Source organism: Phaeobacter sp. SYSU ZJ3003, from assembly GCF_041300735.1.
Classification (GTDB): domain Bacteria; phylum Pseudomonadota; class Alphaproteobacteria; order Rhodobacterales; family Rhodobacteraceae; genus Phycobacter; species Phycobacter gallaeciensis_A.
Window position 1 is genome coordinate 169,577 of the sequence record NZ_PXNU01000002.1, and the last position, 25,274, is coordinate 194,850.

25 protein-coding genes, 1 tRNA gene and 2 riboswitches are annotated in these 25,274 nt (G+C 63.0%); of the genes, 20 read left to right on the forward strand and 6 right to left on the reverse strand.

The window, feature by feature from the left end:
• Window positions 1-29 precede the first annotated feature (29 nt).
• Window positions 30-126, forward strand: a riboswitch (TPP riboswitch).
• Window positions 127-170: 44 nt separating this feature from the next.
• From thiB to C6W91_RS02310, 3 genes are read left to right on the forward strand one after another with little or no spacing between them, the layout of a single operon-like run.
• Window positions 171-1,148: a thiamine ABC transporter substrate binding subunit gene (gene thiB / locus C6W91_RS02300; RefSeq protein ID WP_065271906.1), complete on the forward strand. Its 978-nt coding sequence runs from the start codon at window positions 171-173 to the stop codon at window positions 1,146-1,148.
• On the forward strand, window positions 1,124-2,680 hold the full coding sequence (locus C6W91_RS02305) for a thiamine/thiamine pyrophosphate ABC transporter permease ThiP (protein ID WP_065271907.1): 1,557 nt from the start codon (window positions 1,124-1,126) through the stop codon (window positions 2,678-2,680). Before thiB ends, C6W91_RS02305 begins: the two co-directional genes overlap by 25 nt.
• Complete coding sequence (locus C6W91_RS02310) at window positions 2,667-3,359, forward strand: ATP-binding cassette domain-containing protein (RefSeq protein WP_274840517.1); 693 nt, start codon at window positions 2,667-2,669, stop codon at window positions 3,357-3,359. The genes C6W91_RS02305 and C6W91_RS02310 overlap by 14 nt, the downstream gene beginning before the upstream one ends.
• 122 nt (window positions 3,360-3,481) lie before the next feature.
• Here C6W91_RS02310 and C6W91_RS02315 read toward each other — a convergent pair whose 3' ends face one another.
• A complete protein-coding gene (locus C6W91_RS02315) occupies window positions 3,482-3,931 on the reverse strand; it encodes a 6,7-dimethyl-8-ribityllumazine synthase (protein ID WP_065271908.1) in 450 nt (149 codons plus the stop codon).
• An 82-nt stretch (window positions 3,932-4,013) separates the two neighbouring features.
• A riboswitch (FMN riboswitch) is annotated at window positions 4,014-4,272 on the reverse strand.
• A gap of 58 nt (window positions 4,273-4,330) precedes the next feature.
• Between C6W91_RS02315 and C6W91_RS02320 the strand changes: the two genes are divergently transcribed.
• A complete protein-coding gene (locus tag C6W91_RS02320; protein WP_065271909.1) occupies window positions 4,331-4,939 on the forward strand; it encodes an FMN-binding negative transcriptional regulator in 609 nt (202 codons plus the stop codon).
• A 34-nt stretch (window positions 4,940-4,973) separates the two neighbouring features.
• Here C6W91_RS02320 and C6W91_RS02325 read toward each other — a convergent pair whose 3' ends face one another.
• The 3 genes from C6W91_RS02325 to C6W91_RS02335 all read right to left on the reverse strand — a co-directional run bounded on the left by C6W91_RS02325 (window position 4,974) and on the right by C6W91_RS02335 (window position 6,804).
• Window positions 4,974-5,699 (reverse strand): anti-sigma factor domain-containing protein, encoded by a 726-nt coding sequence (locus C6W91_RS02325; protein ID WP_082996051.1) that lies wholly within the window; start codon window positions 5,697-5,699, stop codon window positions 4,974-4,976.
• On the reverse strand, window positions 5,684-6,238 hold the full coding sequence (locus tag C6W91_RS02330) for a sigma-70 family RNA polymerase sigma factor (protein WP_065273636.1): 555 nt from the start codon (window positions 6,236-6,238) through the stop codon (window positions 5,684-5,686). The genes C6W91_RS02325 and C6W91_RS02330 overlap by 16 nt, the downstream gene beginning before the upstream one ends.
• Window positions 6,239-6,384: 146 nt before the next feature.
• Window positions 6,385-6,804 (reverse strand): hypothetical protein, encoded by a 420-nt coding sequence (locus tag C6W91_RS02335; RefSeq protein WP_065271911.1) that lies wholly within the window; start codon window positions 6,802-6,804, stop codon window positions 6,385-6,387.
• 173 nt (window positions 6,805-6,977) lie between these two features.
• On the opposite strand from C6W91_RS02335, the gene C6W91_RS02340 reads away from it, so the two are divergent.
• The 5 genes from C6W91_RS02340 to C6W91_RS02360 all read left to right on the forward strand — a co-directional run bounded on the left by C6W91_RS02340 (window position 6,978) and on the right by C6W91_RS02360 (window position 11,030).
• On the forward strand, window positions 6,978-7,580 hold the full coding sequence (locus C6W91_RS02340) for a glutathione S-transferase (RefSeq protein ID WP_065271912.1): 603 nt from the start codon (window positions 6,978-6,980) through the stop codon (window positions 7,578-7,580).
• 214 nt (window positions 7,581-7,794) lie between these two features.
• Complete coding sequence (gene petA / locus C6W91_RS02345; RefSeq protein ID WP_065271913.1) at window positions 7,795-8,355, forward strand: ubiquinol-cytochrome c reductase iron-sulfur subunit; 561 nt, start codon at window positions 7,795-7,797, stop codon at window positions 8,353-8,355.
• 11 nt (window positions 8,356-8,366) lie between these two features.
• On the forward strand, window positions 8,367-9,698 hold the full coding sequence (gene petB, locus C6W91_RS02350) for a cytochrome b (protein ID WP_065271914.1): 1,332 nt from the start codon (window positions 8,367-8,369) through the stop codon (window positions 9,696-9,698).
• A 19-nt stretch (window positions 9,699-9,717) separates the two neighbouring features.
• Window positions 9,718-10,509, forward strand: coding sequence for a cytochrome c1 (locus C6W91_RS02355; RefSeq protein WP_065271915.1), 792 nt, complete (start codon window positions 9,718-9,720; stop codon window positions 10,507-10,509).
• A 98-nt stretch (window positions 10,510-10,607) separates the two neighbouring features.
• A complete protein-coding gene (locus C6W91_RS02360) occupies window positions 10,608-11,030 on the forward strand; it encodes a GFA family protein (protein WP_082996052.1) in 423 nt (140 codons plus the stop codon).
• A 35-nt stretch (window positions 11,031-11,065) separates the two neighbouring features.
• On the opposite strand, the gene mtaB is transcribed toward C6W91_RS02360, so the two are convergent.
• Window positions 11,066-12,328, reverse strand: coding sequence for a tRNA (N(6)-L-threonylcarbamoyladenosine(37)-C(2))-methylthiotransferase MtaB (gene mtaB, locus C6W91_RS02365; RefSeq protein ID WP_065271917.1), 1,263 nt, complete (start codon window positions 12,326-12,328; stop codon window positions 11,066-11,068).
• A complete protein-coding gene (gene dapF, locus C6W91_RS02370) occupies window positions 12,325-13,167 on the reverse strand; it encodes a diaminopimelate epimerase (protein WP_065271918.1) in 843 nt (280 codons plus the stop codon). The genes mtaB and dapF overlap by 4 nt, the downstream gene beginning before the upstream one ends.
• Window positions 13,168-13,355: 188 nt before the next feature.
• Here dapF and C6W91_RS02375 point away from each other — a divergent pair.
• From C6W91_RS02375 to C6W91_RS02425, 11 genes are all read left to right on the forward strand, one after another.
• Window positions 13,356-13,431: transfer RNA gene (locus C6W91_RS02375), tRNA-Lys, on the forward strand.
• Window positions 13,432-13,711: 280 nt separating this feature from the next.
• Window positions 13,712-14,908: a class I SAM-dependent methyltransferase gene (locus C6W91_RS02380; protein WP_274829939.1), complete on the forward strand. Its 1,197-nt coding sequence runs from the start codon at window positions 13,712-13,714 to the stop codon at window positions 14,906-14,908.
• Between the two features lie 342 nt (window positions 14,909-15,250).
• Window positions 15,251-16,267, forward strand: a complete 1,017-nt coding sequence (locus C6W91_RS02385) for an ABC transporter ATP-binding protein (RefSeq protein ID WP_274833134.1) — start codon at window positions 15,251-15,253, stop codon at window positions 16,265-16,267.
• Complete coding sequence (locus tag C6W91_RS02390; RefSeq protein ID WP_274841204.1) at window positions 16,264-17,358, forward strand: ABC transporter ATP-binding protein; 1,095 nt, start codon at window positions 16,264-16,266, stop codon at window positions 17,356-17,358. Before C6W91_RS02385 ends, C6W91_RS02390 begins: the two co-directional genes overlap by 4 nt.
• A 66-nt stretch (window positions 17,359-17,424) precedes the next feature.
• A complete protein-coding gene (locus tag C6W91_RS02395; RefSeq protein ID WP_274829940.1) occupies window positions 17,425-18,951 on the forward strand; it encodes an ABC transporter substrate-binding protein in 1,527 nt (508 codons plus the stop codon).
• Between the two features lie 88 nt (window positions 18,952-19,039).
• A complete protein-coding gene (locus C6W91_RS02400; RefSeq protein WP_065271933.1) occupies window positions 19,040-19,984 on the forward strand; it encodes an ABC transporter permease in 945 nt (314 codons plus the stop codon).
• Window position 19,985: 1 nt separating this feature from the next.
• Window positions 19,986-20,867 (forward strand): ABC transporter permease, encoded by an 882-nt coding sequence (locus tag C6W91_RS02405; protein ID WP_065271934.1) that lies wholly within the window; start codon window positions 19,986-19,988, stop codon window positions 20,865-20,867.
• A gap of 17 nt (window positions 20,868-20,884) precedes the next feature.
• Entirely contained in the window at window positions 20,885-22,675 is a 1,791-nt protein-coding gene (locus C6W91_RS02410; protein ID WP_274839806.1) for a gamma-glutamyltransferase family protein, read from the forward strand.
• On the forward strand, window positions 22,672-23,418 hold the full coding sequence (locus C6W91_RS02415; protein WP_274835204.1) for a DUF1028 domain-containing protein: 747 nt from the start codon (window positions 22,672-22,674) through the stop codon (window positions 23,416-23,418). Before C6W91_RS02410 ends, C6W91_RS02415 begins: the two co-directional genes overlap by 4 nt.
• A 96-nt stretch (window positions 23,419-23,514) precedes the next feature.
• A complete protein-coding gene (locus tag C6W91_RS02420) occupies window positions 23,515-24,255 on the forward strand; it encodes a FadR/GntR family transcriptional regulator (RefSeq protein ID WP_065273639.1) in 741 nt (246 codons plus the stop codon).
• 42 nt (window positions 24,256-24,297) lie between these two features.
• Complete coding sequence (locus C6W91_RS02425; protein ID WP_274839805.1) at window positions 24,298-25,236, forward strand: acetamidase/formamidase family protein; 939 nt, start codon at window positions 24,298-24,300, stop codon at window positions 25,234-25,236.
• The last annotated feature ends 38 nt before the right edge of the window (window positions 25,237-25,274 follow it).

Here is a 25,274-nt window from a genome sequence, read left to right on the forward strand (position 1 = left end):
TGTCTTTGCCGCCCCCGGGCCCTAGGTTGCCGCTCACCTCGGGGTGCGTCGCACAAGGGCGCTGAGATCACACCCGTTGAACCTGAACCGGCTAACACCGGCGGAGGGAAGGTTATGGATAAGACCCGTCAACGGCACCACCCTTGCCTATCGCCGCAAAGGAGGATGCCATGAAGTATTCTGTTTTTGCAGCGGGACTGCTCGGCGCATCGGCGGCATTCGCCGAGACGCCCGAATTGACCGTTTACACCTACGACAGCTTTGTCTCGGACTGGGGCCCCGGCCCTGCGGTCGAGAAGGCCTTTGAGGAGGTCTGCGGCTGCGATCTGAAACTGGTCGGCGCGGGCGATGGCGCCGCGCTGCTGGCGCGGATCAAGCTGGAAGGCAACCGTTCCGATGCAGATGTGGTGCTGGGGCTGGATACCAACCTCACCGCCGCCGCCAAGGACAGCGGCCTGTTTGCGGATCATTCCGTCAGCGCCGAGTTCGATCTGCCCATCGCCTGGGAAGACGCGACCTTTGTTCCTTATGACTGGGGCTATTTCGCCTTTGTCCACAATGCGGATGCCGATGTGCCGGGCGATTTCAAATCGCTGGCCGCCAGCGACACCCGGATCGTGATCCAGGATCCGCGCTCCTCCACCCCCGGTCTGGGCCTGTTGATGTGGGTGAAGGCCGCTTACGGGGGTGAGGCGCCGACGATCTGGGAAGGTCTTGCCGACAATATCGTCACCGTCACCAAGGGTTGGTCCGAGGCCTATGGCATGTTTCTTGAGGGCGAGGCCGACATGGTGCTCTCCTACACCACCTCCCCCGCCTATCACCTGATCGCTGAAGAGGACGCCAGCAAGGCGGCCGCGTCGTTCGCCGAAGGGCACTACATGCAGGTCGAAGTCGCCGGTAAACTCGCCGCGAGCGACCAGCCCGAGCTGGCCGATCAGTTCCTTCAGTTCATGGTCTCGGATGCCTTTCAGTCCGTCATCCCCACCACCAATTGGATGTATCCGGCGGTGACACCCGAAGACGGTCTGCCCACGGGATTTGAGACACTGATCACCCCGGAGAAATCGCTGCTGCTGCCCGCCGATCAGGCTGCGGCTGTGCGTGATGCGGCGCTGGACGAATGGCGCGGCGCGCTCAGCCGCTAAGCCCGGCTGCGGGATATGGCGCCGCCCTGCTGGTGGCGGCGCTGATCCTTGGCACGCTGGCAGCGGTCGCCTTGCGCGCCGAACCCGGGCGCGGGCTGGTCACCGCCGATTGGGCGGCGGTGCGGTTCACGCTGGTGCAGGCGAGCCTTTCTGCCCTGTTCAGCGTCGCCCTTGCGGTGCCTGTGGCCCGCGCGCTGGCACGGCGACGCTTTGCCGGGCGCAACCTGCTGATCGCCCTTTTGGGCGCACCCTTCATCCTGCCCGTGATCGTCGCTATCCTTGGCCTGCTCGCAGTCTTTGGCCGCGCGGGCTGGGTCAGCGATGCGCTGGGACTGTTCGGACTTGAACCCCTCAGCATCTATGGTCTGCACGGTGTTGTGCTGGCCCATGTCTTTTTCAACCTGCCGCTGGCGACGCGGCTGATCCTGCAAGGCTGGCAGGAGATCCCCGCCGAACGTTTTCGTCTGGCCGCGCAACTGGACGCAGACGCGCGCGCCATGTGGCAGCTTTTGGAGGCACCGATGCTGGCCCGCGTCGTACCCGGCGCCTTGGCGGTGGTCTTTGCCATTTGCCTCTCCAGCTTTGCCGTGGCCCTGACGCTGGGCGGTGGCCCGCGCGCCACCACCATTGAACTGGCGATCTATCAGGCCTTCAGTTTCGATTTCGATCTGGGCCGCGCGGCGCTGTTGTCGGCGGTGCAATTGCTGCTGACCGCGCTGGCGGCCATGATCGCCCTGCGCGCCCCGGTGGGCGAAGGGTTCGGCAGCGGGCTTGACCGAATGCTGCGCCGCTGGGACGGGCGCGGCGCCATGGCGCGCGGCTTTGATGGCTTCTGGATCCTCTTTGCCGCCCTGTTCCTGCTCCTGCCGCTGCTGGCGGTGGTACTGTCGGGGCTGCCGGGAGTGCTGTCGCTGCCCGCCTCGGTCTGGCAGGCCGCGGGGGCCTCAATCCTGGTGGCAGGCGCCAGCACCCTGATCCTGCTGGCGCTGGCACTGCCGATGGCGCTGGCGGCGGCGCTGGGGCGCCCGCTGCCAATGGAGATCGCCGGACTTCTGGGACTTGCCGCCTCTCCGCTGGTGATCGGCACCGGGCTGTTCATCCTGATCTATCCTGTGGCCAGCCCCTTTGCGCTGGCGCTGCCAGTGACGGCGCTGGTCAATGCGGTGATGGCGCTGCCCTTTGCCATGCGGATCCTGATCCCGGCGGCCCGCGATGTCATCACCCGGCACCGGCGGCTTGCGCTCTCTCTTGATATGACCGGGCGACCCTTTATCCTGTGGGTGGTCCTGCCGCGTATGCGGGCGCAGATCGGATTTGCCGCCGGGCTGGCGGCGGCGCTGTCGATGGGGGATCTTGGAGTCATCGCCCTTTTTGCCGATCCCGAGGTCGCCACCCTGCCCTTGCAGGTCTACCGGCTGATGGGCGCCTACCAGATGCAGGCGGCAGCGGGCGCGGCGCTGGTGCTGCTGTGCCTGTCGATGGGGGCCTTCTGGATCCTGGACCGGGGAGGACGCTGGCATGCTGAAGCTTGAACATATCCGCATCGACAATGGCGGCTTTATCCTGACTGCTGATTTCGCGATTCCCCCCGGCGCGCGGGTTGCGGTCATCGGCCCTTCCGGCGCGGGCAAGACCACCCTCATCGAGGCCGTCGCCGGGTTTCTGCCCCTCTCCGGCGGGCGGATCCTCTGGGGAGAGAGCGATATCAGCGATCAATTGCCCGGCAAGCGTCCGGTCGCCATGCTGTTTCAGGATGGCAATCTGTTTCCGCATCTGACTGCGGCGCAGAACGTCGGGCTGGGCCTGCAGCCGAACCTGCGACTGAGCGATTCCGAACACGCCCGCGTCGCGCAGGCGCTGGAGCGAGTCGGCCTTTCAGGCATGGAGGCGCGCAAACCTGCCGCCCTGTCCGGCGGACAGCAAAGCCGTGTCGCGCTGGCGCGGGTGCTGGTGCAGGGGCGGGATATCCTGCTGTTGGATGAACCCTTCGCGGCACTGGGTCCTGCCTTGAAGGCCGAGATGCTGGATCTGGTGGCGGAACTGGCAACGGAGAGCGGCGCAACGCTGTTGATGGTGAGCCATGACCCCGGCGACGCCCGGCGCATTGCCGATCAGGTGGTGCTGGTGGCCGAGGGGCAGGCTCATCCGCCCCGGCCAACGGCGGATCTTTTGGACGACCCGCCGCCTGCCTTGAAGGCTTATCTGGGGTAGTTTGTTTTCAGAAGGACAGTTCAGCGTCCGACCGAGGTGGGAGCGGAACGCGCCCGCCATGGGGGCGGGCGGACGCGTGCCTGCCGCTGAAGCGGCAGGCTGTTGGTCACAAATACGAAGGTTTACGCAGCCTGCGCCAATCCCTTTGCCTGCTCCCGCGTCTTGGTGATCATCAGCGCAGCCTGCGCCGCCTCGCGGCCCTTCTGAACGAAATGGTCGCGGTAGATCGCCATGTGGTGATCGGTTTCCTGGAAATGATGCGGGGTCAGCGAGACGGACAGCACCGGCACGCCGGTGTCCATTCCTGCACGCATCAGCCCGTCCACGACCGCCTGCGCAACGAAATCATGCCGGTAGATGCCGCCATCCACCACCAGCGCGGCGCAAGCCACGGCGGCGTATTGGCCGGTCTTGGCCAGCTCCTGCGCCATCAGCGGCATCTCGAATGCGCCAGGCACGTCAAAAACATCGATCTGCTCGGCCGGGATCAATTCCTGAAATCCTTCGAGCGCGCGATCGACGATATCGGCGTGCCAATTGGCCTTGATGAATGCATATCGGGTGTGTGTCATGGTTATCTCCTATAGGTTCGACACGTCACCCAAGGCGATAACGAACGGCAGGAGCCCCGCCCCGAAAAAGGCAGTCCCTGTCGCACGTTCTCTTCCATCCGGACTATAACCGTCGGCTCTGGCCTCTCACCAGATCTGCTTGTCACTTTCCTGACTGCTCCACAGCTTGATCCGAAAACCGGTTCCCACTTTTCGGGCTGTGGACGCGCTTGTCCAAGCCACCGGAACCGATGTTCGCCTCATTGGCTGTGGGTTCACGCCCCGAAAAGCCGCTCGCGGGCTGACGGGGACACGCCCCGCATACCGCCGGTGGGGAATTTCGCCCCGCCCTGAGAACAGGCGAAACTTGCCAACAGCGGGCCGGTGTTTCAAGTCTGTTCGCGACGTCAGGAGATCAATATGCACCCCAATCCCATTTATCATGATGCAGACCGCGCGCAGAATCTCGATTTTGCCCGGACGCGCGCCTTTGGCGTTCTGGCGGTTTCCACGGCAGAGGCGCCGCTGATCAGCCATGTTCCGTTCTTACTAAGCGAAGACGGCACCTCTACCGATCTGCATCTGGTGCGGTCGAACCCGATCACCCGGGTGCTGAAATCCCCGCAGACTGCGCGGCTGGCGGTCAGCGGGCCGGATGGCTATGTCTCGCCCGATTGGTACGGGCTGGCCGATCAGGTGCCGACCTGGAATTACGTGGCTGTGCATCTGACCGGCAGGCTGGAGCAGCGCCCGCAAGATGAACTGCTGGATCTTCTGGACCGGCAATCGGCGTATTACGAGGCGCGGTTGCTGCCAAAACCACCCTGGCACAGCGACAAAATGGAACCGGAGGCGCTGGAACGGATGATGCGGATGATCGTGCCGGTGCGGCTCAGCATCGAAACGGTGGAGGGCACCTGGAAGCTGAGTCAGAACAAGCCTGAGCCCGCCCGCACGGCGGTCGCGGATCAGATCACCACCGGTTTTGGCGCCGAGCTGGATGATCTGGCCCGGATGATGCGCCCCTGATCCCCGGACTGCCCCGCGCGGGTCGGGGCAGCAATCACAGGGTCTCGACGGCGGCCGCAGCCAGAACCTCGCCGGTGGGGGCACCGGTGGGCGAGCCGCCTTCTGGTTCGTCCGAGATCGCCAGAGTCGCCCCGGCAAACTGCTGCACCAACTCCGCAGGCAGGGTCACGAAAATCTCATTCTCATCCGGCAGCACCCCAAGGGAGACCGGCGCCTCGGCCCCATCGGCAATCAGCCACAGTTCCAGCGCCCGGCCGGGACGCGGCGCGCCCTGATCACGCCGGATCAGCAGCAGGTTCTGCTCCGCATCGAGCCCGGCGGCCACGAAGAGGTCGCCATCGGCCGAGGCCAGATCAACATGATAGGCCGGTGAGAAATCCGGGCGCGTCAGGATCGGCACCAGCACCAGCGCCGCCACCAGAACCAGCGCCGCCGCCAGCGCGCCAAGCCCCATGCGCCAGGCCGAGAAGATGCGCCGCACGCCTTCTGGACCTTCCGGCGCGGCGTCGATCTGCGCCATCAGCGCCGCCTTCACCCGGGCGGGTGGCGCGGTCTCGGGTACCTCTTCGGCAAGGCTGGCAAAATGCGCCTCCCAGCGATGAACCTCTTCCCGCAGGGCAGGCTCCGCCGCCAGGCGCGCCTCAAAGCTGCGCCGTGCCTCGGCATCCAGAAGATGCAGCACGTATTCGGCGGCGAGGAACTCGTCGTCGAAGGGAGGCTCTGCCTGAGGGGTATCGGTGCCGCTCATCGGGTCAGACATTCTTTCAGTTTCTGGAGGCTGCGACGCAGCCAGGTACGCATCGTATTCAGCGGAACGCCGTGACGTTCCGCCAGGGTCTGGTAATTGTCTCCTTCCAGATAGGCGCCGCGCACGGCCTCTGCACGGTCCTGCGGCAATTCCTCCATGCAGGCGTTCATGCGGGCCTGCTCGGACCGGGCAATGGTAGTGGCTTCGGGGCCGGGGTTACTGTCCGGCACCTGCTCCAGCAGATCGCCGCCGTCGCCCTGACCGGACATCCGCGCCTGACGGGACCGCAGCCGGTCAATCGACAGGTTTCGGGCGATGGTGATCAGCCAGGTCATCGGACTGTGCCCAGTCACCGCATAACTATCCGCCTTGGCCCAGATCCGCAAAAAGACCTCTTGCAGGGTATCTTCGGCCTCGCCGCGGTTTTTCAGCACCCGCAGGCAGACGCCGAACAGCTTGGCACTGGTCGCATCATAGAGCGCTGCGAAAGCACGCCGGTCGCGCAGGGCGATTCGTGCGATCATCGTCTCGATCTCTGCTGGTGTTGTCATATCTGCCCGGCCCTGATTTCCCATCTAGGTAGACAGGTCGTGCAGAAAGTCAAAACACCCGGCGCAGAACGCCGGGTGCCCTGCCTCTGCTCTTAGTCTTGCAACCAAGAAGGAGGCATCTGGCCAGCGGTCAGCCAAAGTCTGTTTTACTTGGCGGTGATGACGGTCATCACCAGGTTGCCGTCCATCTTGACCGGGCCGTCTTCCTTGGCGCCAAGCGTGTATTCGAACATGCCGGTCTTCATGCCGCCGTCCTCGCCGTGGACCATCAGCATCAGCATGTCGCCTGCCGCGACCTCTTCGGTCAGGATGGCGGCGACATCGGCGGTTTCACCTTTGCGCAGCGGCGCGTGCCCCACAACCGGGCCCGGCTTCATGTCGGCATTGGTGCGGTGCACCACCAGCCAGCCGTTCGCGGGCGCCACAACCTGGCTGGCACTGACCATGCCGTTTGCAACCGACTGATCCTCGGCCATGACCATGGGCTTCATATGGCCACCGGCGAGCACCGGGGCGGACAGGGCGGCAGTGGTTACCAGAGCGGCAGACAGAATAACGGATTTCATTGTGAAACTCCTTCCAAGAGATGTGTTTCAAGCGTTCGAATTGGCGAACCAATGTCGGTTCACCCCGAAATCACGCAGCAGCCGCGAAAAAGTTTCAGCGCGCCCCAGATTTTTTTCACATTGTATTGTCCCGCTGGCGATCTAGGGTGGCGGCAAACCTTGGGAGGTCCATCATGAAACTCTTTCACTCGCCCGCCTCGCCCTTTGTGCGCAAAGTCATGGTGCTGCTGCATGAAACCGAGCAGCTGGAGGATGTGGACATTGTCGATGTGCACACCACGGCCATCGCCCCCAGCGACGATCTGAAGGCCAGCAACCCGCTGGCCAAGATCCCGGCGCTGACCCGGGCCAGCGGGCCAACCCTTTATGACAGCCGGGTGATCTGCGCCTATCTGGACCATCGCGCGGGCAGCAATCTTTATGCGCGTTCCTGGGATACCAAGGTGCTGGAGGCGACCGCGGATGGCATGATGGATGCAGCGGTCCTGATGACCTATGAACGGCGTCTGCGTCCCGAAGGCATGGTCTGGGAAGACTGGATCGAAGCTCAGCTAGGCAAAGTGCTGGGTGCCTGCTCGGCGCTCAACAGTCGCTGGATGGCGCATCTGAAAGGACCGCTGGACATGGGGCAGATCGCCGTCGCCTGCGCCCTCGCCTATCTCGATTTCCGCCACCCGACCTCGAACTGGCGCCACGGCAACGAGGCGCTGGCGGACTGGTTCGCGGAATTCGAATCGCGTCCCTCGATGCAGGCCACCCAGCCGCCAGCCGCCTGAACCGCAGCCTGCGACCGGGGATGGGCCTGTCAAAACAACAGTGGCTTTTGTGACAGTCTGTAAAAAGAAACTGCCCACGCGACACAACGGCGCGTATATCACGGCTGGACGAAAGGGCTTCTCCCCGCTAGATACGCGCGATAAGGCACTGCGGGTTTCTTGCAGTGTATGCGCATGTTTGCCCTAAACGGGCGCTGGAATTGGAGAAAACCTCGTGTCCCACGCAGAAGACAACGAAGGAACCCGGAGAGATTTCCTCTACTACGCCACTGCCGGCGCCGGGGCAGTCACCGCAGGTGCCGCAGTCTGGCCCCTGGTCAATCAGATGAACCCCTCTGCTGACGTCAAGGCGCTGTCCTCGATCATGGTGGACATCAGCGGCGTGGAAGTGGGAACACAGATTTCCGTAATGTTCCTTGGTAAGCCGGTGTTCATCCGCCGCCGGACCCAGGCCGAAATCGACGAAGCCCGGGCGGTTGAACTGTCCGCGCTGATCGATCCGGCCTCGGAAAACCCGAACAAGCCGGGCACCGACGCATCGGACGAGAACCGCACCATGGACGAAGCCGGCGAATGGCTGGTCATGATGGGTGTCTGTACCCACCTCGGCTGTGTGCCGCTGGGCGATGGCGCTGGTGACTTCAACGGCTGGTTCTGCCCCTGCCACGGTTCGCACTACGACACCGCAGGCCGGATCCGCAAAGGCCCCGCCCCGCAGAACCTGCACGTACCGGTCGCCGAGTTCCACGACGACACAACCATCAAGCTGGGATAAGGAGACGCCACATGTCCGGTATTCCGCACGACCATTACGAACCGAAGACTGGCGCAGAGAAGTGGCTGCACAGCCGCCTGCCCATCGTCGGTCTGATCTACGACACAATCATGATCCCCACCCCCAAGAACCTGAACTGGTGGTGGATCTGGGGCATCGTTCTGGCCTTCTGCCTGGCGCTGCAAATCGCCACCGGCATCGTGCTGGTGATGCATTACACTCCGCATGCTGATCTGGCCTTTGCCAGCGTTGAGCACATCATGCGTGACGTGAACGGCGGCTTTATGCTGCGCTACCTGCACGCAAACGGCGCCTCGCTGTTCTTCATCGCGGTCTACATCCACATCTTCCGCGGCCTGTTCTACGGCTCCTACAAGGCGCCCCGCGAAATCACCTGGATCATCGGCATGCTGATCTTCCTGATGATGATGGGCACCGGTTTCATGGGCTACGTTCTGCCCTGGGGTCAGATGTCCTTCTGGGGCGCGACCGTGATCACCGGCCTATTCGGCGCCATTCCGTTCATCGGTGAGCCGATCCAGACCTGGCTGCTGGGCGGACCCGCTGTTGGCAACGCGACGCTGAACCGCTTCTTCTCGCTGCACTACCTGCTGCCCTTCGTGATTGCTGGCCTCGTGATCGTCCACATCTGGGCCTTCCACACCACCGGCAACAACAACCCGACCGGTGTTGATGTCCGTAAAGGTTCCAAGGAAGAAGCCGAAAAAGACACCCTGCCGTTCTGGCCCTACTTCGTGATCAAGGATTTCCTGGGTCTGGCCATCGTTCTGGTGATCTTCTGGGCCGTCGTCGGTTTCATGCCGAACTACCTGGGTCACCCCGATAACTACATCGAAGCCAACCCGCTGGCGACGCCTGCACACATCGTTCCCGAATGGTACTTCCTGCCGTTCTACGCGATCCTGCGTGCCTTCACCTCCGAAGTCTGGGTGGTTCAGATCGCCTCCTTCATCACCGGCGGTATCGTCGATGCGAAGTTCTTCGGCGTGCTGGCCATGTTCGGTGCCATCGCGGTGATGGCTCTGGCGCCCTGGCTGGACACCAGCCGCGTGCGTTCGGGTCGCTACCGTCCGATGTTCAAGTGGTGGTTCTACCTGCTGATCATCGACTTCTTTGCCCTGATGTGGCTGGGTGCGATGCCCGCAGAAGAGCCCTATGCATCGTTCTCGCTGATCGCATCGGCCTACTGGTTCGGCTACTTCCTGGTGATCCTGCCGCTGCTGGGTGTCATCGAGAAGCCAACCGCAATGCCGGCCACCATCGAAGAGGATTTCGACGCCCACTATGGCAAGAAATCCGGCGAAGCCACTCCTGCCGAGTAATCTAGAAGGACAGCTACCCATGTTGAAGAAACTCGCAACCGGTGCCGCCTTCGCTCTGGCGCTCATTCCTGCCGCAGGTTTTGCGGCAGGCGGAAGCGGCCACGTGGAGGACTTCCAGTTCTCTTTCGAGGGCCCCTTTGGCACCTATGACCAGAACCAGCTGCAACGCGGTCTGCAGATCTACACCGAGGTCTGCTCGGCCTGTCACGGTCTGAAGTTCGTGCCGCTGCGCACCCTGTCCGACGAAGGCGGCCCCGGCCTGCCCGAGGATCAGGTCCGCGCCTACGCCGCTGAAAACTTCGAAGTGTTCGATGCCGAGCTGGACGATTTCCGCCCCGCAAAACCGGTTGATCACTTCCCGGCGAACACCTCGCTCGGCGCCCCCGACCTCAGCCTGATGGCCAAGGCGCGCGCCGGTTTCCACGGTCCCTACGGATCGGGTCTGAACCAGCTGTTCAAAGGCATGGGCGGTGCCGAATACATCGCATCGCTGCTGGACGGTTACACCGGTGAGACCAAGGAAGAAGCAGGCACCACCTTCTACGGCAACACCGCCTTCCCCGGCGGCTGGATCTCGATGGCGCCGCCGCTGTCGGATGAGCAGGTGGAATTCGCTGACGGTCACGCCAACGACGTGCACCACATGGCGCAGGACGTCGCGGCCTTCCTGATGTGGACCGCAGAGCCCAAAATGATGGCCCGTCAGACCGCCGGTTTCGTCGGCGTGCTGATCCTGACCGTGCTGTCGGTGCTTCTGTACCTGACCAACAAACGCCTCTGGGCGCCGCACAAGGGCAAGAAGACCTCCTAAACCGGGTCTTCCCCTGATGCAGAAACAGAAAACCCCCGCCAGTGGCGGGGGTTTTTCTTTGTGGTTGCAGCATCGGCCATGCCCTCTAGGGTCTGTCCATGACCAGATACACCGGAAAATGCCTCTGCGGCGCCGTCACCTATGTAGCAACAGGGCAACCGCGCGTTGTCGCGCAATGCCATTGCGAGGAATGCCGAAGGATCAGCGGGACAGGTCACACAGTCGGCGCCATGTTCCCGATAGAGGCGGTCACCATCAGCGGTGAGGTCAGCACCTTCAGATACCCGTCCGCAAAGGCCTCAGAGGTTACCAAGGCGTTCTGCGGCACTTGTGGATGCCCGATCTACGGACAGAACACCCGCACCCCCGATCACCTGACCCTGTCGCTTGGCACGATGGACGATGCGGAGGGTCTGGAGATCGAAGTCGTCGTATTTGCACGCGACCGGCCGCATTGGGACCAACTCGGCCCTGACGTGCTCTCCTTTGCAGGCCAACCCGACTGGACGCCAAAGGACTGATCCCCGCGCAAAGGGGCGCAGGGAGGGCCGATTATTCAGGCAGTCAGCTGGCCCTTGGAGGCGCCTGTGATCACCGCAGTCACGATCTGCCCCTCATCCTGCGCCGCTTCGAAGGTCACCTCAGTGAACTGCTCTGTGCGGCCCATATGGGGGTTTTCCATCAGGATCCGATGCGTGCGCCCTACCTGCGCAGCAAGGTGTTTCTGAACCTGCGCATCGCCTGCGGCGCGCAGACGGGCAGCGCGTTCCTTGATCACCTTGCCATCCACCTGCTTCGGGATTTTCGCCGCAGGCGTGCCTTCCCGTTTCGAGTAGGGAAAGACGTGCAGCCAGGTCAGATCGCAATCCGTCACCAGCTTCAGCGAGTTTTCGAAATGCGCCTCACTCTCGGTCGGAAAACCGGCAATGATATCGGCACCAAAGGTCATGTCGGGGCGCAGTTTGCGCGCCTCCTCAGCAAACCGGATGGCATCGTCGCGCAGATGGCGCCGGGCCATGCGTTTCAGAATCATGTCGTCGCCATGCTGCAGGCTCAGGTGCAGATGCGGCATCAGGCGCGGCTCGGTGGCGATGGCCTGCATCAGGTTCTCGTCCACCTCGATCGAATCGATGGATGAAATGCGCAGACGCGGCAGATCCGGCACCAGTTTCAGGATCCGCATCACCAGATCGCCCAGTTTCGGCTCAGCAGGCAGATCCGCCCCCCAAGAGGTCAGATCCACCCCGGTCAGCACCACCTCGTTATAGCCCTTGTCCACCAGCCGCTTGATCTGATCCACCACCACACCGGCAGGGACCGAGCGGGAATTGCCGCGGCCATAGGGGATGATGCAGAAGGTGCAGCGGTGATCGCAGCCGTTCTGAACCTGAACATAGGCGCGGGAGCGGGTGCCGAATCCATCGATCAGGTGGCCTGCGGTTTCGGTAACCGACATGATGTCATCGACCTGAACCTTCTCGGTCTCGCCAATGAAATCAGGCCCCTTTGCGATCTCAGCCCAGGTATCCGGTTGCATTTTCTCGGTATTGCCGATGACGCGGGTAACCTCTTCCATCGCGGCAAAGGTCTCGGGCTCGGTCTGGGCGGCGCAGCCGGTGACGATGATCGGCGCCTCCGGGTTTTCCCGGCGCAGGCGACGGATTTCCTGGCGCGCCTTGCGCACCGCCTCGGCCGTCACCGCGCAGGTGTTCACCACCACGGCATCCTCCAGCCCCGCCGCGCGGGACAGTTCCTTCATCGCCTCGGTTTCATAGGCGTTGAGGCGGCAGCCAAGCGTGGTGAACTTGGGCGCTGTCATCGCAGCGAATCCAGAAATTCAGCGGTGAGGGTGCCGCTGAAGACATGCATTGTCGGGCCGGTCATCCAGACACCATCCTCGCGCCAGTCGATCCACAGGGTGCCCCCATCCAGGTCAATGCGCACCCGGCGCCCTGTGAGCCCCCTGCGAGCCGCTGCAACCGCTGTGGCGCAGGAGGAGGAGCCAGAGGCCAGAGTCACGCCCACACCGCGCTCCCACACCCGCATACGGATATGATCGGGGCCGACAATATGGGCCACCTGCACGTTGGTACGTTCAGGATAGAGCGGATGATGCTCATAACGCGGGCCGAACTCCGCCAGCGGGATGAGATCGGCGTCCTCGACAAAGAAGGTACAATGGGGATTGCCCATACCAGTGGCCGTCGGCCCGCCCTCGATCGGCAGCTCCAGCGTGTCCATCTCCTCGGCCAGCGGAATTTCCTGCCAGTCCAGCTGCGGCTGGCCCATATTGACCGAAGTCAGGCCCTCGCCCGCATCGCGCGCATACAGATCACCGCGGTCGGTGGTCAGGTGCAGCGCATCCTTGCCGGTCTCAAGCATCAGGTGGCGGGCAATGCACCGGGTGGCATTGCCACAGGCCGCCGAGGTCGAGCCATCCGCATTGTAGAAGGTCAGATGCGCATCGCCTGCACCGTTTGAGATCACAGCGAGTTGATCGAACCCCACACCGAACTGTCGGTGTGCGATTCCCTGCGCCAGCGCGGGCGTGATCGCGATATCCTGCACACGCGCATCCACAACGACAAAGTCGTTGCCCAGCCCGTGCATCTTCATGAAGGGGAAACCGATGTTTTCTGTCATGCTCATGGCGGGCATATAGACCCCGCGCAAAGATGAATCCAGCCTTGTGCCAATAAACTTGAAAAAAGGGGTTGACCCCCCGCCGTACTCCCCCTAGATACGCCGCCTATCGGGACAGCATGGATGACCAAGCCAAGCGACACCGACGCGAATTAAGCGCTTGATCCTTCGGGAGTATTTCGCTTAGACAGCATAAAGATAGTGGGCCGTTAGCTCAGTTGGTAGAGCAACTGACTTTTAATCAGTGGGTCGCAGGTTCGAATCCTGCACGGCTCACCACTTTCTTCAAGACACTCAAATCACTGATCACACACCGATAGATACATCGGTGCGAATGCTCCGGTTTTCTCGGACGCAAACCATCCCTGAACGACAACCACGCCTGCGCACGCTTGCCGCAACTGCCCAATCCAGACGCAGAAGTTCGGCGTGATTCCCTCTTCACAACCGCCCCCCCCCAACCTTCGCCCAAGGCACAAGCCATGCGGACCTCAAAGCTTTCCTTAATCCTCTTGTGGCAGGATTCGGGCACAAAAAGTGACTAGAAGGGTCAATCTGAATGACGAAGGCTTCAATTTCCTCCTGCCCGGTTTGCGAGAATGCACTTGGGAATCTGACGCTTGAGCGCCGCCCGCAGGTCCCCTCACTTCAGAATGTCGCTCTGGAAACCCCGGATGCCGCGCGAACATTTCCGACCGGGGCGCTGCATATCCTGCGGTGCGCTGCCTGTGGTTTCGTCTGGAACGATGAGTTTGACCCGTCCCATATTTCCTATGATGCCGGATACAACAACGACGTCACCGCATCACCCTATTACCTGGCCCACCTTGATGCCATGGCCGACCGAATTCTCGCGTCGGTGCCCGAAGATCAGCCCATTCACTATGTTGAAATCGGCTGTGGCGAGGGCGATTTCATGGCCCTGCTTCACGCGCGTGGAAAAGGCCGTGTTGCCTCGCTGACCGGATTTGACCCTTCGTTCACAGGCGATGACAACCTGCCTGACGGCGCCGTGGTCCACCGGGTCATGTTCACCCCCGATCAGATCAATAAAATTCCCGCAGAGGCCAATGTCATCTGCTCACGCCACACGATCGAGCATATCAACGATGTTCAGGCCTTTGCCGAGGCGCTGGCAGCGTCAATGACGCCGGAGCGGAGCCTTTTCCTGGAAACGCCGGACGCCGATTGGATTCTGCGCAACCTGGCCTTTCAGGACTTCTTCTACGAGCATTGCTCAATCTACACGCCAAGATCCGTTGCAACGCTTCTGGCCCGCCATGGCCTGGCCTGTGAGGTCGTGCCCGTCTATGATGAACAGTACATGTGGATCTCGGCCAGGATGATGCCGTCACAGGAGGCATCCGACCCCACCCTGCCGGCAATCGACGATGCCGCAGCCAAACGATATGTATCCGAGACCAATCAAATCAGGTCTCAGTGGCAAGGCTATCTTGAGACCCGGCACAAGGTGGGGCCCATCGCGCTTTGGGGTGCGGCTTCCAAGGGCGTGACCTTTTCCCTGCTTTTCAACAGCGCAGAGGACGCGCCGATTGACTTCGCCATTGATCTCAACACTGCAAAGCAAGGCTGTTTCATGCCGATAACCGCCACTCCGATCCTCCCGCCCGAAGCGGCGCGCGATCAGGGAGTGCGGACCATCATTATCATGAACCCCAATTACGAGGCCGAGATTCGCCAGCACATCAGCGACCTGGGCTATGGCGACGTGGAAATCACAGTTCTCAATCACTAGCGGCAGATCCCAAAGGCGTATTCCCAGCATCGGGCGCGGCGTGAGCGCGATCACGCCGCGGGCCTGCCGCTGCGTCCGGCGTTTTCAGCTCTCCCTTTTTCAACGAGGCGTCCGTGCGTTGCCCGCTGAAAAACAACCCTTTCTGCCACCCGCCAAAGCTGAGCGCGCCCGCTGCGCCTGAACCTTCGGCACACCCCTTCCTTCCCGCCTGCCTAAATTTTCGTCAGATTTTCCCGGTGGTCCGCCTGGATGATATCGAGGGCGTTGACAGCTGCCCAATTTGAACCAATAGTGAATTGGTACAAATGATCCAGACCAATCCAAAGGCCGGGGAGGCCGCATATGCCAACAGGGCAGATTCAGACAGATGCAGAACCGGCGGATATTCTGCGCCTCGAAGACTTTACACTGCGGTTTCGTGGCCAGGAGAAGGCCACCGTCAACGGTATGAGCCTGAAAGTCTCCCCCGGTGAAATCCTGTGTATCGTCGGCGAATCGGGTTGCGGCAAAAGCGTAACCGCAATGTCGATCATGGGGTTATTGCCCAAAGGATCCTCAGAAGTTCTGTCCGGAAATCTCGATTTCCTTGGGAAATCCTACGATCTGCGTCAGGAAAACCTGCCCGCCGATCAACGTGGCAATCAGATCGCGATGATCTTTCAGGAACCGATGACCTCGCTCAACCCGTCCTTCACGGTTGGTGACCAGATCGCAGAAACCGTGCTGCAGCATCAGGGTGGTACCCGGGCCGAGGCAATGGAACGCGCCCATCAGATGCTGGAGAAGGTCGGCATTCCCGCGCCACGTCAACGGCTTGGCGAATATCCGTACCAATTGTCCGGTGGTATGCGTCAGCGGGTGATGATCGCCATGGCGCTGGCCAATGATCCGCAGCTGCTGATCGCCGATGAACCCACCACCGCGCTGGATGTGACCATTCAGGCGCAGATCCTTGATCTGATCTGCGATCTGCGCCGCGACACCGGCATGGGCACCATCATGATCACCCATGATCTGGGGGTCGTTGGCGAAGTGGCCGATAGCGTTGCCGTCATGTACGGCGGGGAAGTGGTCGAACAGGGCTCCACCAAGGAAATTTTCGCCAATCCCCAGCATCCCTATACCATCGGCCTGATGAGCGCGATGCCGCGCCTTGATCGCCCCGGCGAACGTCTGGCCACGGTACCCGGTTCGGTTCCGGCGATCCGCAACATGCCCGAAGGCTGCCGGTTCCGCTCGCGCTGCGCCTTTGCCGCTGCCGCCTGCAGCACGCGGCCCGATCTCCGAACGCTTGCAGACGATCACAGCGTCGCCTGCCATTTCGCCCCTCTGGAAACCCATGTGGCGGTGCAGGCATGAGCAGCAAGGACATGATTCTCCGCACCGACGCGCTGACCAAACATTTCGGCGGCGGCGGTTTTCTGAAAAAATCCCCCGTGGTGCAGGCAGTCGACGGGATCTCGCTTGAGGTGAAACGCGGCGAGACCTTTGCCATCGTCGGCGAATCCGGTTGCGGCAAATCCACCCTCGCGCGGCTGCTGATGCGGCTGCTGGAGCCCACGTCGGGGGAGGTCGTCTTTGACGGCAAGGATATCAGCCATGCCGCCGGACCGGATCTGACCCGGCTGCGCCGCGATATGCAGTTCATCTTTCAGGATCCGTTTTCCTCGCTCAACCCGCGCATGACCGTGGGCAAGCTGATCGCGGAACCGCTGGAGGTCCACGCCCCCGAGCTGAGCGCCGCCGAACGCCACGCCAAGGTGGCCGACATCATGCAGAAGGTCGGCCTGCCCGCAGAACACGCGGGCCGCTATCCGCATGAATTCTCCGGCGGGCAGCGGCAGCGGATCGGTATTGCCCGCGCCCTGATCACCGGGCCGAAACTGGTCATCGGAGACGAGCCGGTCTCGGCGCTGGATGTCTCGGTACAGGCGCAGGTGATCAACCTTCTGGGTGATCTCAGCCGCGAACTGGGGGTAACGCTGGTCGTCATTGCCCATGATCTGGGCGTGATCCGCCACATGAGCGACCGTGTCGCCGTCATGTATCTGGGCCGTATCGTGGAAATGGGCACCGCCGAAGAGGTCTTCAGCGCCCCGCGCCATCCTTACACCCAGGCTTTGCTGGCCTCGATCCCGGCGCCCCGCGCGGAGGGCGAGGACCGCATCACGACGCTGACTGGCGAGATGCCCAGCCCCGCTGCACCGCCGCCCGGCTGCCGGTTTCACACCCGCTGCCCCTTTGCGCGGCCGGATTGCAAAACCACGGTGCCGGATCTTTCGACTGTTGAGGGCGCATCACATCAGGTGGCCTGCCACCACTGGCAGGAGATCGACGCTCCGGCCGGTGCGCCGCAGCAGGCCCCCCATTCCGCTGCTGCCGAAGAACGGTTTGCCCTGTACCGCGCCGCCATCGAAGGCGCCAAGGTCACCCCGCTGACGCCGGAATAATCCCATCAGAACACCCCCAGAACCAACCGTAACCAAAAGCAAGACCCGACAGAGAGGACCAAGACGATGAAACACTTGAAACCCACCCTGATGGCTGCCCTTCTCGGCGCCACCGCATTGGGGATGATGACCACCGGCGCCAGCGCCAAGGATCTGCGCATCGGCCTGCAATCGGACGCCGACGTGCTCGACCCGGATCAGTCGCGCACCTTCGTGGGCCGCATCGTCTATGCCTCGCTCTGCGACAAGCTGGTCGACATCACCCCGGATCTGGAAATCATCCCGCAGCTGGCCACCGCATGGCAGGTGTCCGAGGATGGCATGACCGTCACCATGCAGCTGCGCGAAGGCGTGGTATTCCACGATGGCACCCCCTTCAACGCCGAGGCCGTGGCCGCGAATATCGAACGCTCCAAAACCCTCGATGAATCGCGCCGCAAGTCCGAGCTGTCCTCCATCACCTCGACCGAAGTGACCGGCGAGTATGAGATCAAGCTGAACCTCAAAGGCCCCGACGCGACGCTTCTGGCGCAGCTGGCCGACCGTGCTGGCATGATGATGTCGCCCACCGCCGCCGCCGCAGCGGGCGTGGATTTCGGCCTCAACCCGGTCTGCTCCGGCCCGTTCAGCTTTGAAGAGCGTGTCGCCCAGGACAAAATCGTCCTGAAGCGCTTCCCGGACTACTGGAACGCCGACAAGATTGCCTTTGACAGCGTGACCTTCCTGCCGATCCCGGACACCACCGTGCGTCTGGCCAACCTGCAGTCGGGTGATATCGACATGCTGGAGCGTCTGGCCGCCACCGACCTGGCACAGGCCAATGCAGATGCGAATATCGCCGTCGCCGACGCGGTTTCGCTGGGCTATCAGGGCATCACCTTCAACCTGAACAACGGTGAAAAGGGCGACAACCCCTGGGGCAACGACGCGCGCCTGCGTCAGGCGTTCAGCTATGCCATCGACCGCAACGCGATCAACCAGGTGGTCTTTGAAGGCGCCTTTGCCGCTGGCAACCAGCCCTATCCGCCGACCTCGCCCTGGTATGACGCCGATTACCCGGTTCCGGGCCGCGATGTGGCCAAGGCCAAGGAACTGCTGGCCGAAGCCGGGTATCCCGATGGTCTGGAGCTGGAAGTACAGGTCCCCAACACCACCGTTCCGCTGCAGCTGATGCAGGTGGTTCAGGCCATGGCCGCCGAAGCAGGCATCGACGTGAAGATCGTCTCGAAAGAGTTCGCCACCCTGCTGGCCGATCAATCCGCCGGTGACTACACCGCCAGCCAGATCGGCTGGTCCGGCCGGGTCGATCCCGATGGCAACATCCACCAGTTCATGACCACGAACGGTGGCCTCAACGACAGCAAATACTCGAACCCTGCCGTGGATGAGGCGCTGAACGCGGCCCGCGTTGCCGCCAGCACCGAGGCCCGCAAGGCGTCCTATGATGCCGCACGCGACGTGCTGGTCGAGGAATCGCCGATTGTCTACCTCTACCATCAGACCTGGATCTGGGCGCATAACACCAATCTGGAAGGCTTCACCGCCTATCCGGACGGGATGATCCGCCTCGAAGGCGTCACCTGGAACGAGTGATACCCACCCTGCGCCGCCCCGCCCTGCGCGCGGGCGGCGCAGATCTTCTGGCCCCTCGGGGTCGCAGCCAATCCGTCAGGTCTGCCCGATGTTCCTGTTCCTCATGCGCCGCATCCTGATTGCGGTGCCCACGATCATACTGATCTCGATCTTTGTCTTCGCCCTGCAAAAGCTGCTGCCGGGGGATCCGCTTCTGGTGCTCGCCGGAGAAGAGCGCGACCCCGAGGTGCTGGAACTGCTGCGCGAGAAATACCGCCTGAACGATCCCATCATCGTGCAGTATTTCACATGGATCACCAATGCCCTGCAGGGAGACCTCGGGATTTCGCTGCGTACCAACCAGCCGGTCACCGAGCTGATGATGCAGAAACTGCCGGTGACGCTGCAACTGGCGGCGATGTCGATGATCTTTGCCCTGACTATCGGCGTGCCTGCGGGCATCCTGTCGGCCTACCGCAAGGGTACGCTGACCGATTACCTGGCCAATGTGGTTGCCCTTTCGGGTCTGTCGATCCCCAACTTCTGGCTTGGCATCATGCTGATCCTGCTGGTGTCGGTGAAATGGCAGCTGCTGCCCGCATCCGGCTATGTGCCCCTGTCCGAGGATTTCGCGCAGTCGATCCGCACCATGTTGATGCCTGCCTTCGTGCTGGGCACCGCCCTTGCCGCCACGATGATGCGGCACACCCGCTCGGCCATGCTGGGCGTGCTCAGCGCCGATTACGTCCGCACCGCCCGTGCCAAGGGGCTGACCGAACGCCGAGTGGTCCTGAAACACGCCTTCCGCAACGCGCTGACCCCGATTGTCACCCTGACCGCGCTGCTGTTCGGCGAATTGGTGGCTGGCGCCGTCCTGACCGAGCAGATCTTCACCATTCCCGGCTTTGGGAAGATGGTCGTCGATGCGGTGTTCAACCGCGACTATGCGGTGGTGCAGGGTATCGTTCTGGTGACCGCGGTCGGCTTTATCTTTATGAACCTTCTGGCCGATGCGCTGTATTTCATCCTCAATCCACGGCTGAGAGGGCAATAAGATGACCGAAGCAACAGCCCCCTTCACCCCCGAGCAGGATGCAATCAGCGACGGCAAGAACCGCGTCTGGAAGAAGTTCCGCTCTCACCGCAGCGCCTTGTTCGGCGGCATTCTGGTGGCCTTCTTCGTGGCGATTGCCCTCTTGGCCCCCGTGCTGCCGATCCCTGATCCCGCCGCCACCGACTGGGGCGCCGTGCGCAAGGCGCCCTCGGCCGCCCATTGGATGGGCACGGATGAGATTGGCCGCGATGTGCTGTCCCGCCTGATCTGGGGGGCGCAGGCCTCGCTTCTGGCCGGTGTGGTCTCGGTCGGGATTGCCCTCGCCCTTGGCGTGCCACTCGGCATTCTGGCCGGCTATTTCGGCGGCTGGACCGATGCGGTGATCTCGCGCTGCACCGAAGCCCTGCTGGCGGCACCCTTCCTGATCCTGGCGATTGCGCTGGCGGCCTTTCTTGGTCCGTCGCTGACAAATGCGATGATCGCCATCGGGATCTCGGCCACGCCGATCTTCATCCGCCTGACCCGCGGGCAGGTGCTGACCGTGCGCTCCGAAGACTACGTGGACAGCGCCCTGGCCATCGGCCTGCCGACGCCCAAGATCCTGCGCCGCTATATCCTGCCCAACGTGCTGCCGCCGATCCTGGTGCAGGCAACCCTGACCATTGCCACGGCGATCATCGCCGAGGCCTCTCTGTCCTTCCTCGGCCTTGGCCAGCAGGCGCCCGCGCCCAGCTGGGGATCGATGCTGAACACAGCGAAGAATTTCCTCAATCAAGCCCCCTGGATGGCCATGTGGCCGGGCATCTCGATTTTTCTCGTGGTGCTGGGCTTCAACCTTCTTGGCGATGGTCTGCGCGATGCGCTGGACCCCCGCGAGCACTAGACCAAACGGAGACATAGATGTCCGATTTTACAACACGGCCCGAAATCCGGGGCACCTTCGGGGTCGCAACCTCGACCCATTGGATTGCCTCGACCGTCGGCATGAGCATTCTGGAAAAGGGCGGCAACGCATTTGACGCCGCCGTCGCAACCGCGCTGGTCCTGCAGGTGGTCGAACCACATCTGAACGGTCCGGCCGGCGATATGCCCGCGATCTTCCACAAGGCGGAAACCGGCGAAACCAAGGTGGTCTGTGCACAGGGCGTGGCGCCCAAGGCGGCGACCATCGAAGCCTACACCGAACAGGGGCTGACCCTGATCCCCGGCTCGGGTCTGCTCGCAACCGTTGTTCCCGGCGCCTTTGACGGCTGGATGATGATGCTGCGCGACCACGGCACCATGTCCCTGCGCGAGGTGCTGGAGCCGGTGATCGGCTATGCTCGCGATGGCCATCCGGTGCTGCCGCGAGTCGCCAATACCATTGCCGGTCTGCAGGAATTCTTTGAAACGGAATGGCCAACCTCGGCTGCTGTCTGGGCCCCGGGTGGCGAAGCGCCGAAACCCAACGCCCTGTTCAAGAATCCAGATCTGGCGCGCACCTATGAACGTCTGGCCGAAGCGGGCGAAGCCGCAGGTGAGGACCGTGTCGCCCAGATCGACGCCGCCCGCGCCGAATGGCGCGAAGGTTTCGTGGCCGAGGCGATCTTTGACTATCTGAAAGACGCCCATGTGATGGATGTCTCGGACGAGAAACACAGCGCGGTGCTGGCGCCCGACGACCTGAAGGACTGGCGTGCCACCTATGAGGACACCCTGTCTTACGAATACGAAGGCTGGACGGTGCACAAGACCCACGCCTGGAGCCAGGGACCGGTGCTGCTGCAGGGCCTTGCCATCCTCAAGGGCTTTGACCTTGGCGCGATGGATCCCTTCGGCGCCGAGTTCGTGCACACCGTGACCGAAGCGATGAAGCTCGCCTATGCCGACCGCGAGGCCTATTACGGCGATCCCGCCCAGTCCGAGATCCCGATGGAGTACCTCCTCAGCGAGGAATACAACGCCGAGCGCCGCAAGCTGATCACCGACAAGGCCTCGACCGAGCAGCGCCCGGGCCGGGTGCCGGGCTTCGAACATCTCGCCGACGCCTATATCGAGCGCGCGGCGCGGGACTTCAACGTCGGCCAGGTGGCGGCGCAGGAACCGACCATGTCGCACCTCACCGAAAAGCGCGGCGATACCGTGCATCTCGACGTGATCGACCGCTGGGGCAACATGGTCGCCGCAACCCCTTCAGGCGGCTGGCTGCAAAGCTCCCCGGTCATTCCGGGCCTCGGCTTCCCGCTCAACTCCCGCGCCCAGATGTTCTGGCTGGAGGACGGTCTGCCGACCTCGCTGGCGCCGGGCCGCCGCCCCCGCACCACCCTGACCCCCAGCTATGCGGAAAAAGACGGTGTGCAGATGGTCTTTGGCACCCCCGGCGGTGACCAGCAGGACCAGTGGCAGCTGATCTGGTTCCTGCGTTTCGTGCATTTCGGCATGGAGCTGCAGCAATGCATGGATGCGCCGCTGTTCCATTCCATGCACTTCCAGGGATCCTTCTTCCCGCGCGAAGTGCGCACCGCCGAAATGATGGTCGAGCCGAACTTTGGCGAGGCGGTGATCGCCGATCTGCGCGCCCGGGGTCACAACGTCGTGGTGGCGGATCCCTGGACCGTCGGTCGCCTGACCGCTGCCCTGCGCGAGCCGGACGGCATGCTGCGCGCGGCGGCGACCCCGCGCCTGATGCAGGCCTATGCGGTCGGCCGATGACCTGGTCGCTGATTGCCAAGAACCCCGAGGATGGCGCGATCGCTGTGATCGTCGCCTCCCGGTTCTTCGCCTGCGGCGCGGTGGTGCCCTTTGTCGGGCCGACTGTCGCCGTGGCGTCGCAGGCCTTCTGCAATCCGGTCTGGGGCACCGAGGGACGCAGGCGCATGGCCGCCGGTGAAAGCGCCCAGGCGGTGCTCGCCGATTTCGCCCTTCGCGATCAGGGGCAGGCGATCCGCCAGGCCCATATGATGGATGCCGAAGGTCGCTTTGTCGCCCATACCGGCGCCGATTGCGTCGACTGGGCCGGGCACCTCTTGGCCGAGGATCATTCGGTGGCGGGCAATATGCTGACCGGCCCCGAGGTGATCGAGGCAACCTCGGCGGCCTACAAGGACAACGCGGATCTGCCCTTTGCCGAGCGTCTGATCGTGGCCATGCAAGCCGGAGAGGCCGCAGGTGGCGACAAACGGGGCCGTCAGGCCGCCGGACTGGTGATCCATCGCGGACAAGAGCATGCCTGGCTCGACATCCGGGCCGATGACCACGCGGACCCCCTGGGTGAATTGGCCCGCCTCTGGGAGGTCGCGCAGGAACGCTATGTGCATTTCTCCAAGGGCATGCCCACGGCCGAGCGGTTCTCTGGCCTGCCCACCCGCGAAGGCATCGACGCCGATATCGCCGCGGCAGAGGCCCGCCGCATCGCAGAAGGACGCCCCAGCAAATCGCAGGCCGTCGATTATTGATCAAACAGCGCCCGGTATGCCCCGGGCGCTGTTGTTTTTACCCTTTGCGCCATTTTTTGCTTCAATATGCAGACCCTGTCTGAGAAAAAGTCTGTCATGTCATCACACTCCCGCAGCTCGTCTATCGAGCCGATCAAACAAAAGGTTCTGGCCCTGATCAAATCGGGCAGCCTCGCCGCGGACGGCAAATTGCCCACCGAACGGGTGCTGTCCGAACAGTTCGACGTCAGCCGCAGGGCGGTGCGTCTGGCACTCGACAGTCTGGAAGAACAGGGGTTGGTCTGGCGCAAACAGGGCAAGGGCACCTTTGCCGGACAACCCGCCGATCCGACCGGCGACCTCGCCGCCAAGATCGCCGGGGAGACCAACGCGCTGCAGGTGATGGAAGCGCGCCTGTGTATCGAGCCGGAGCTTGCCGCGCTGTGTGCCAAACGGATGCAGCCGGACGAGCTGATGCGCCTGCGCCGTCTGGCCCAGCGGCAGTTTGAATCCAACGGTCCGGAAGCGATCGAACTTTGGGATGGCGCCTTTCACCGGCTGATCGCCCAATGCGCCCGCAACCGGCCCTTGCTGACCTCCTTTGCCCTGCTTGACCGGATCCGCGAGAACCCGGAATGGATCCGCATCCGCGCCCGCGCCCGCAGCGGCCCGTCGCTGGAAGTGTCGCATTGCGAGCACGTGACCATCATCGAGGCGATTGCCACCGGCGACAGCGATGTGGCCCGCACAGCCATGCGCGAACATCTGACCACCCGCTTTGACGCGCTGCGGAGCGAAATGGACCCCGGCGACGACAGCTGGGAGACCGAGCTGTTCGACATTGACACCGGCAAGTAACAGCGGCGCACAGATCACAACGGAACCGGCAGGAGACGCATCATGACATCCACCCTTCCCGCATCGGTGCAGAGCTGCCACTGGGGCTTTTTCGACGCGGCCCATCCGCCTGCCCTGTCCATCGACAGCGGCGAAGAGGTCATCATCGACACCGTCTCGGGCGGCCCTGACATGTTGCCCGGGGATGGTTTTCACGTGCCGCCAGAATTGCTGGAAATTCACGCCGCCGGTCTGCCGGGCATGCCGGGCCATATCCTGACCGGCCCGGTCGAGGTGCGCGGCGCCCAGCCGGGCGATGTACTGCAAGTCGATATCCTCGATATCTCGCTGCGGCAGGACTGGGGCTACAACATGATCCGGCCCTTGGCCGGGACGCTGCCGCTGGAATTTCCCAAACGCCAGCGCACCATCCTGCCGCTGGACGCCGAGCGGCAACTGGCCCGCCTGCCCTGGGGCACCGATCTGCCGCTGGCGCCGTTCTTTGGGGTCATGGGGGTGGCGCCGCCGACGGAATGGGGGCGGATCTCCACCATCGAGCCGCGTCGGCATGGCGGCAATATCGACAACAAGGAACTGATCGCGGGCACCACCCTGTACCTGCCGGTTCTGGCACCGGGCGCGCTGTTTTCCTGTGGCGACGGTCATGCCGCGCAGGGCGATGGCGAGGTCTGCGTCACCGCCATCGAAACGGCGCTGCGCGGGCATTTCCGCCTGACCCTGCGCAGGGACCTGTCGCTGGACTACCCACAAGCAGAAACGCCATCGCATCACATCACCATGGGCATGCATGCCGATCTGGATGTCTGCGCCGAAATGGCCCTGCGGGACATGATTGCCGTGACCGAGGCGCGATTGGGGATCAGCCGGGAAGACGCCTATATGCTCTGCAGCCTCGCCGCCGATCTGCGCATCACCCAGACGGTGAACCGCGAAAAAGGCGTGCATATGATGATGCCGAAAAGCCAGCTGCAACGCCCGTAACGGCGCCTGTATCCAGTCCGCCGCGCCGACACAGGACT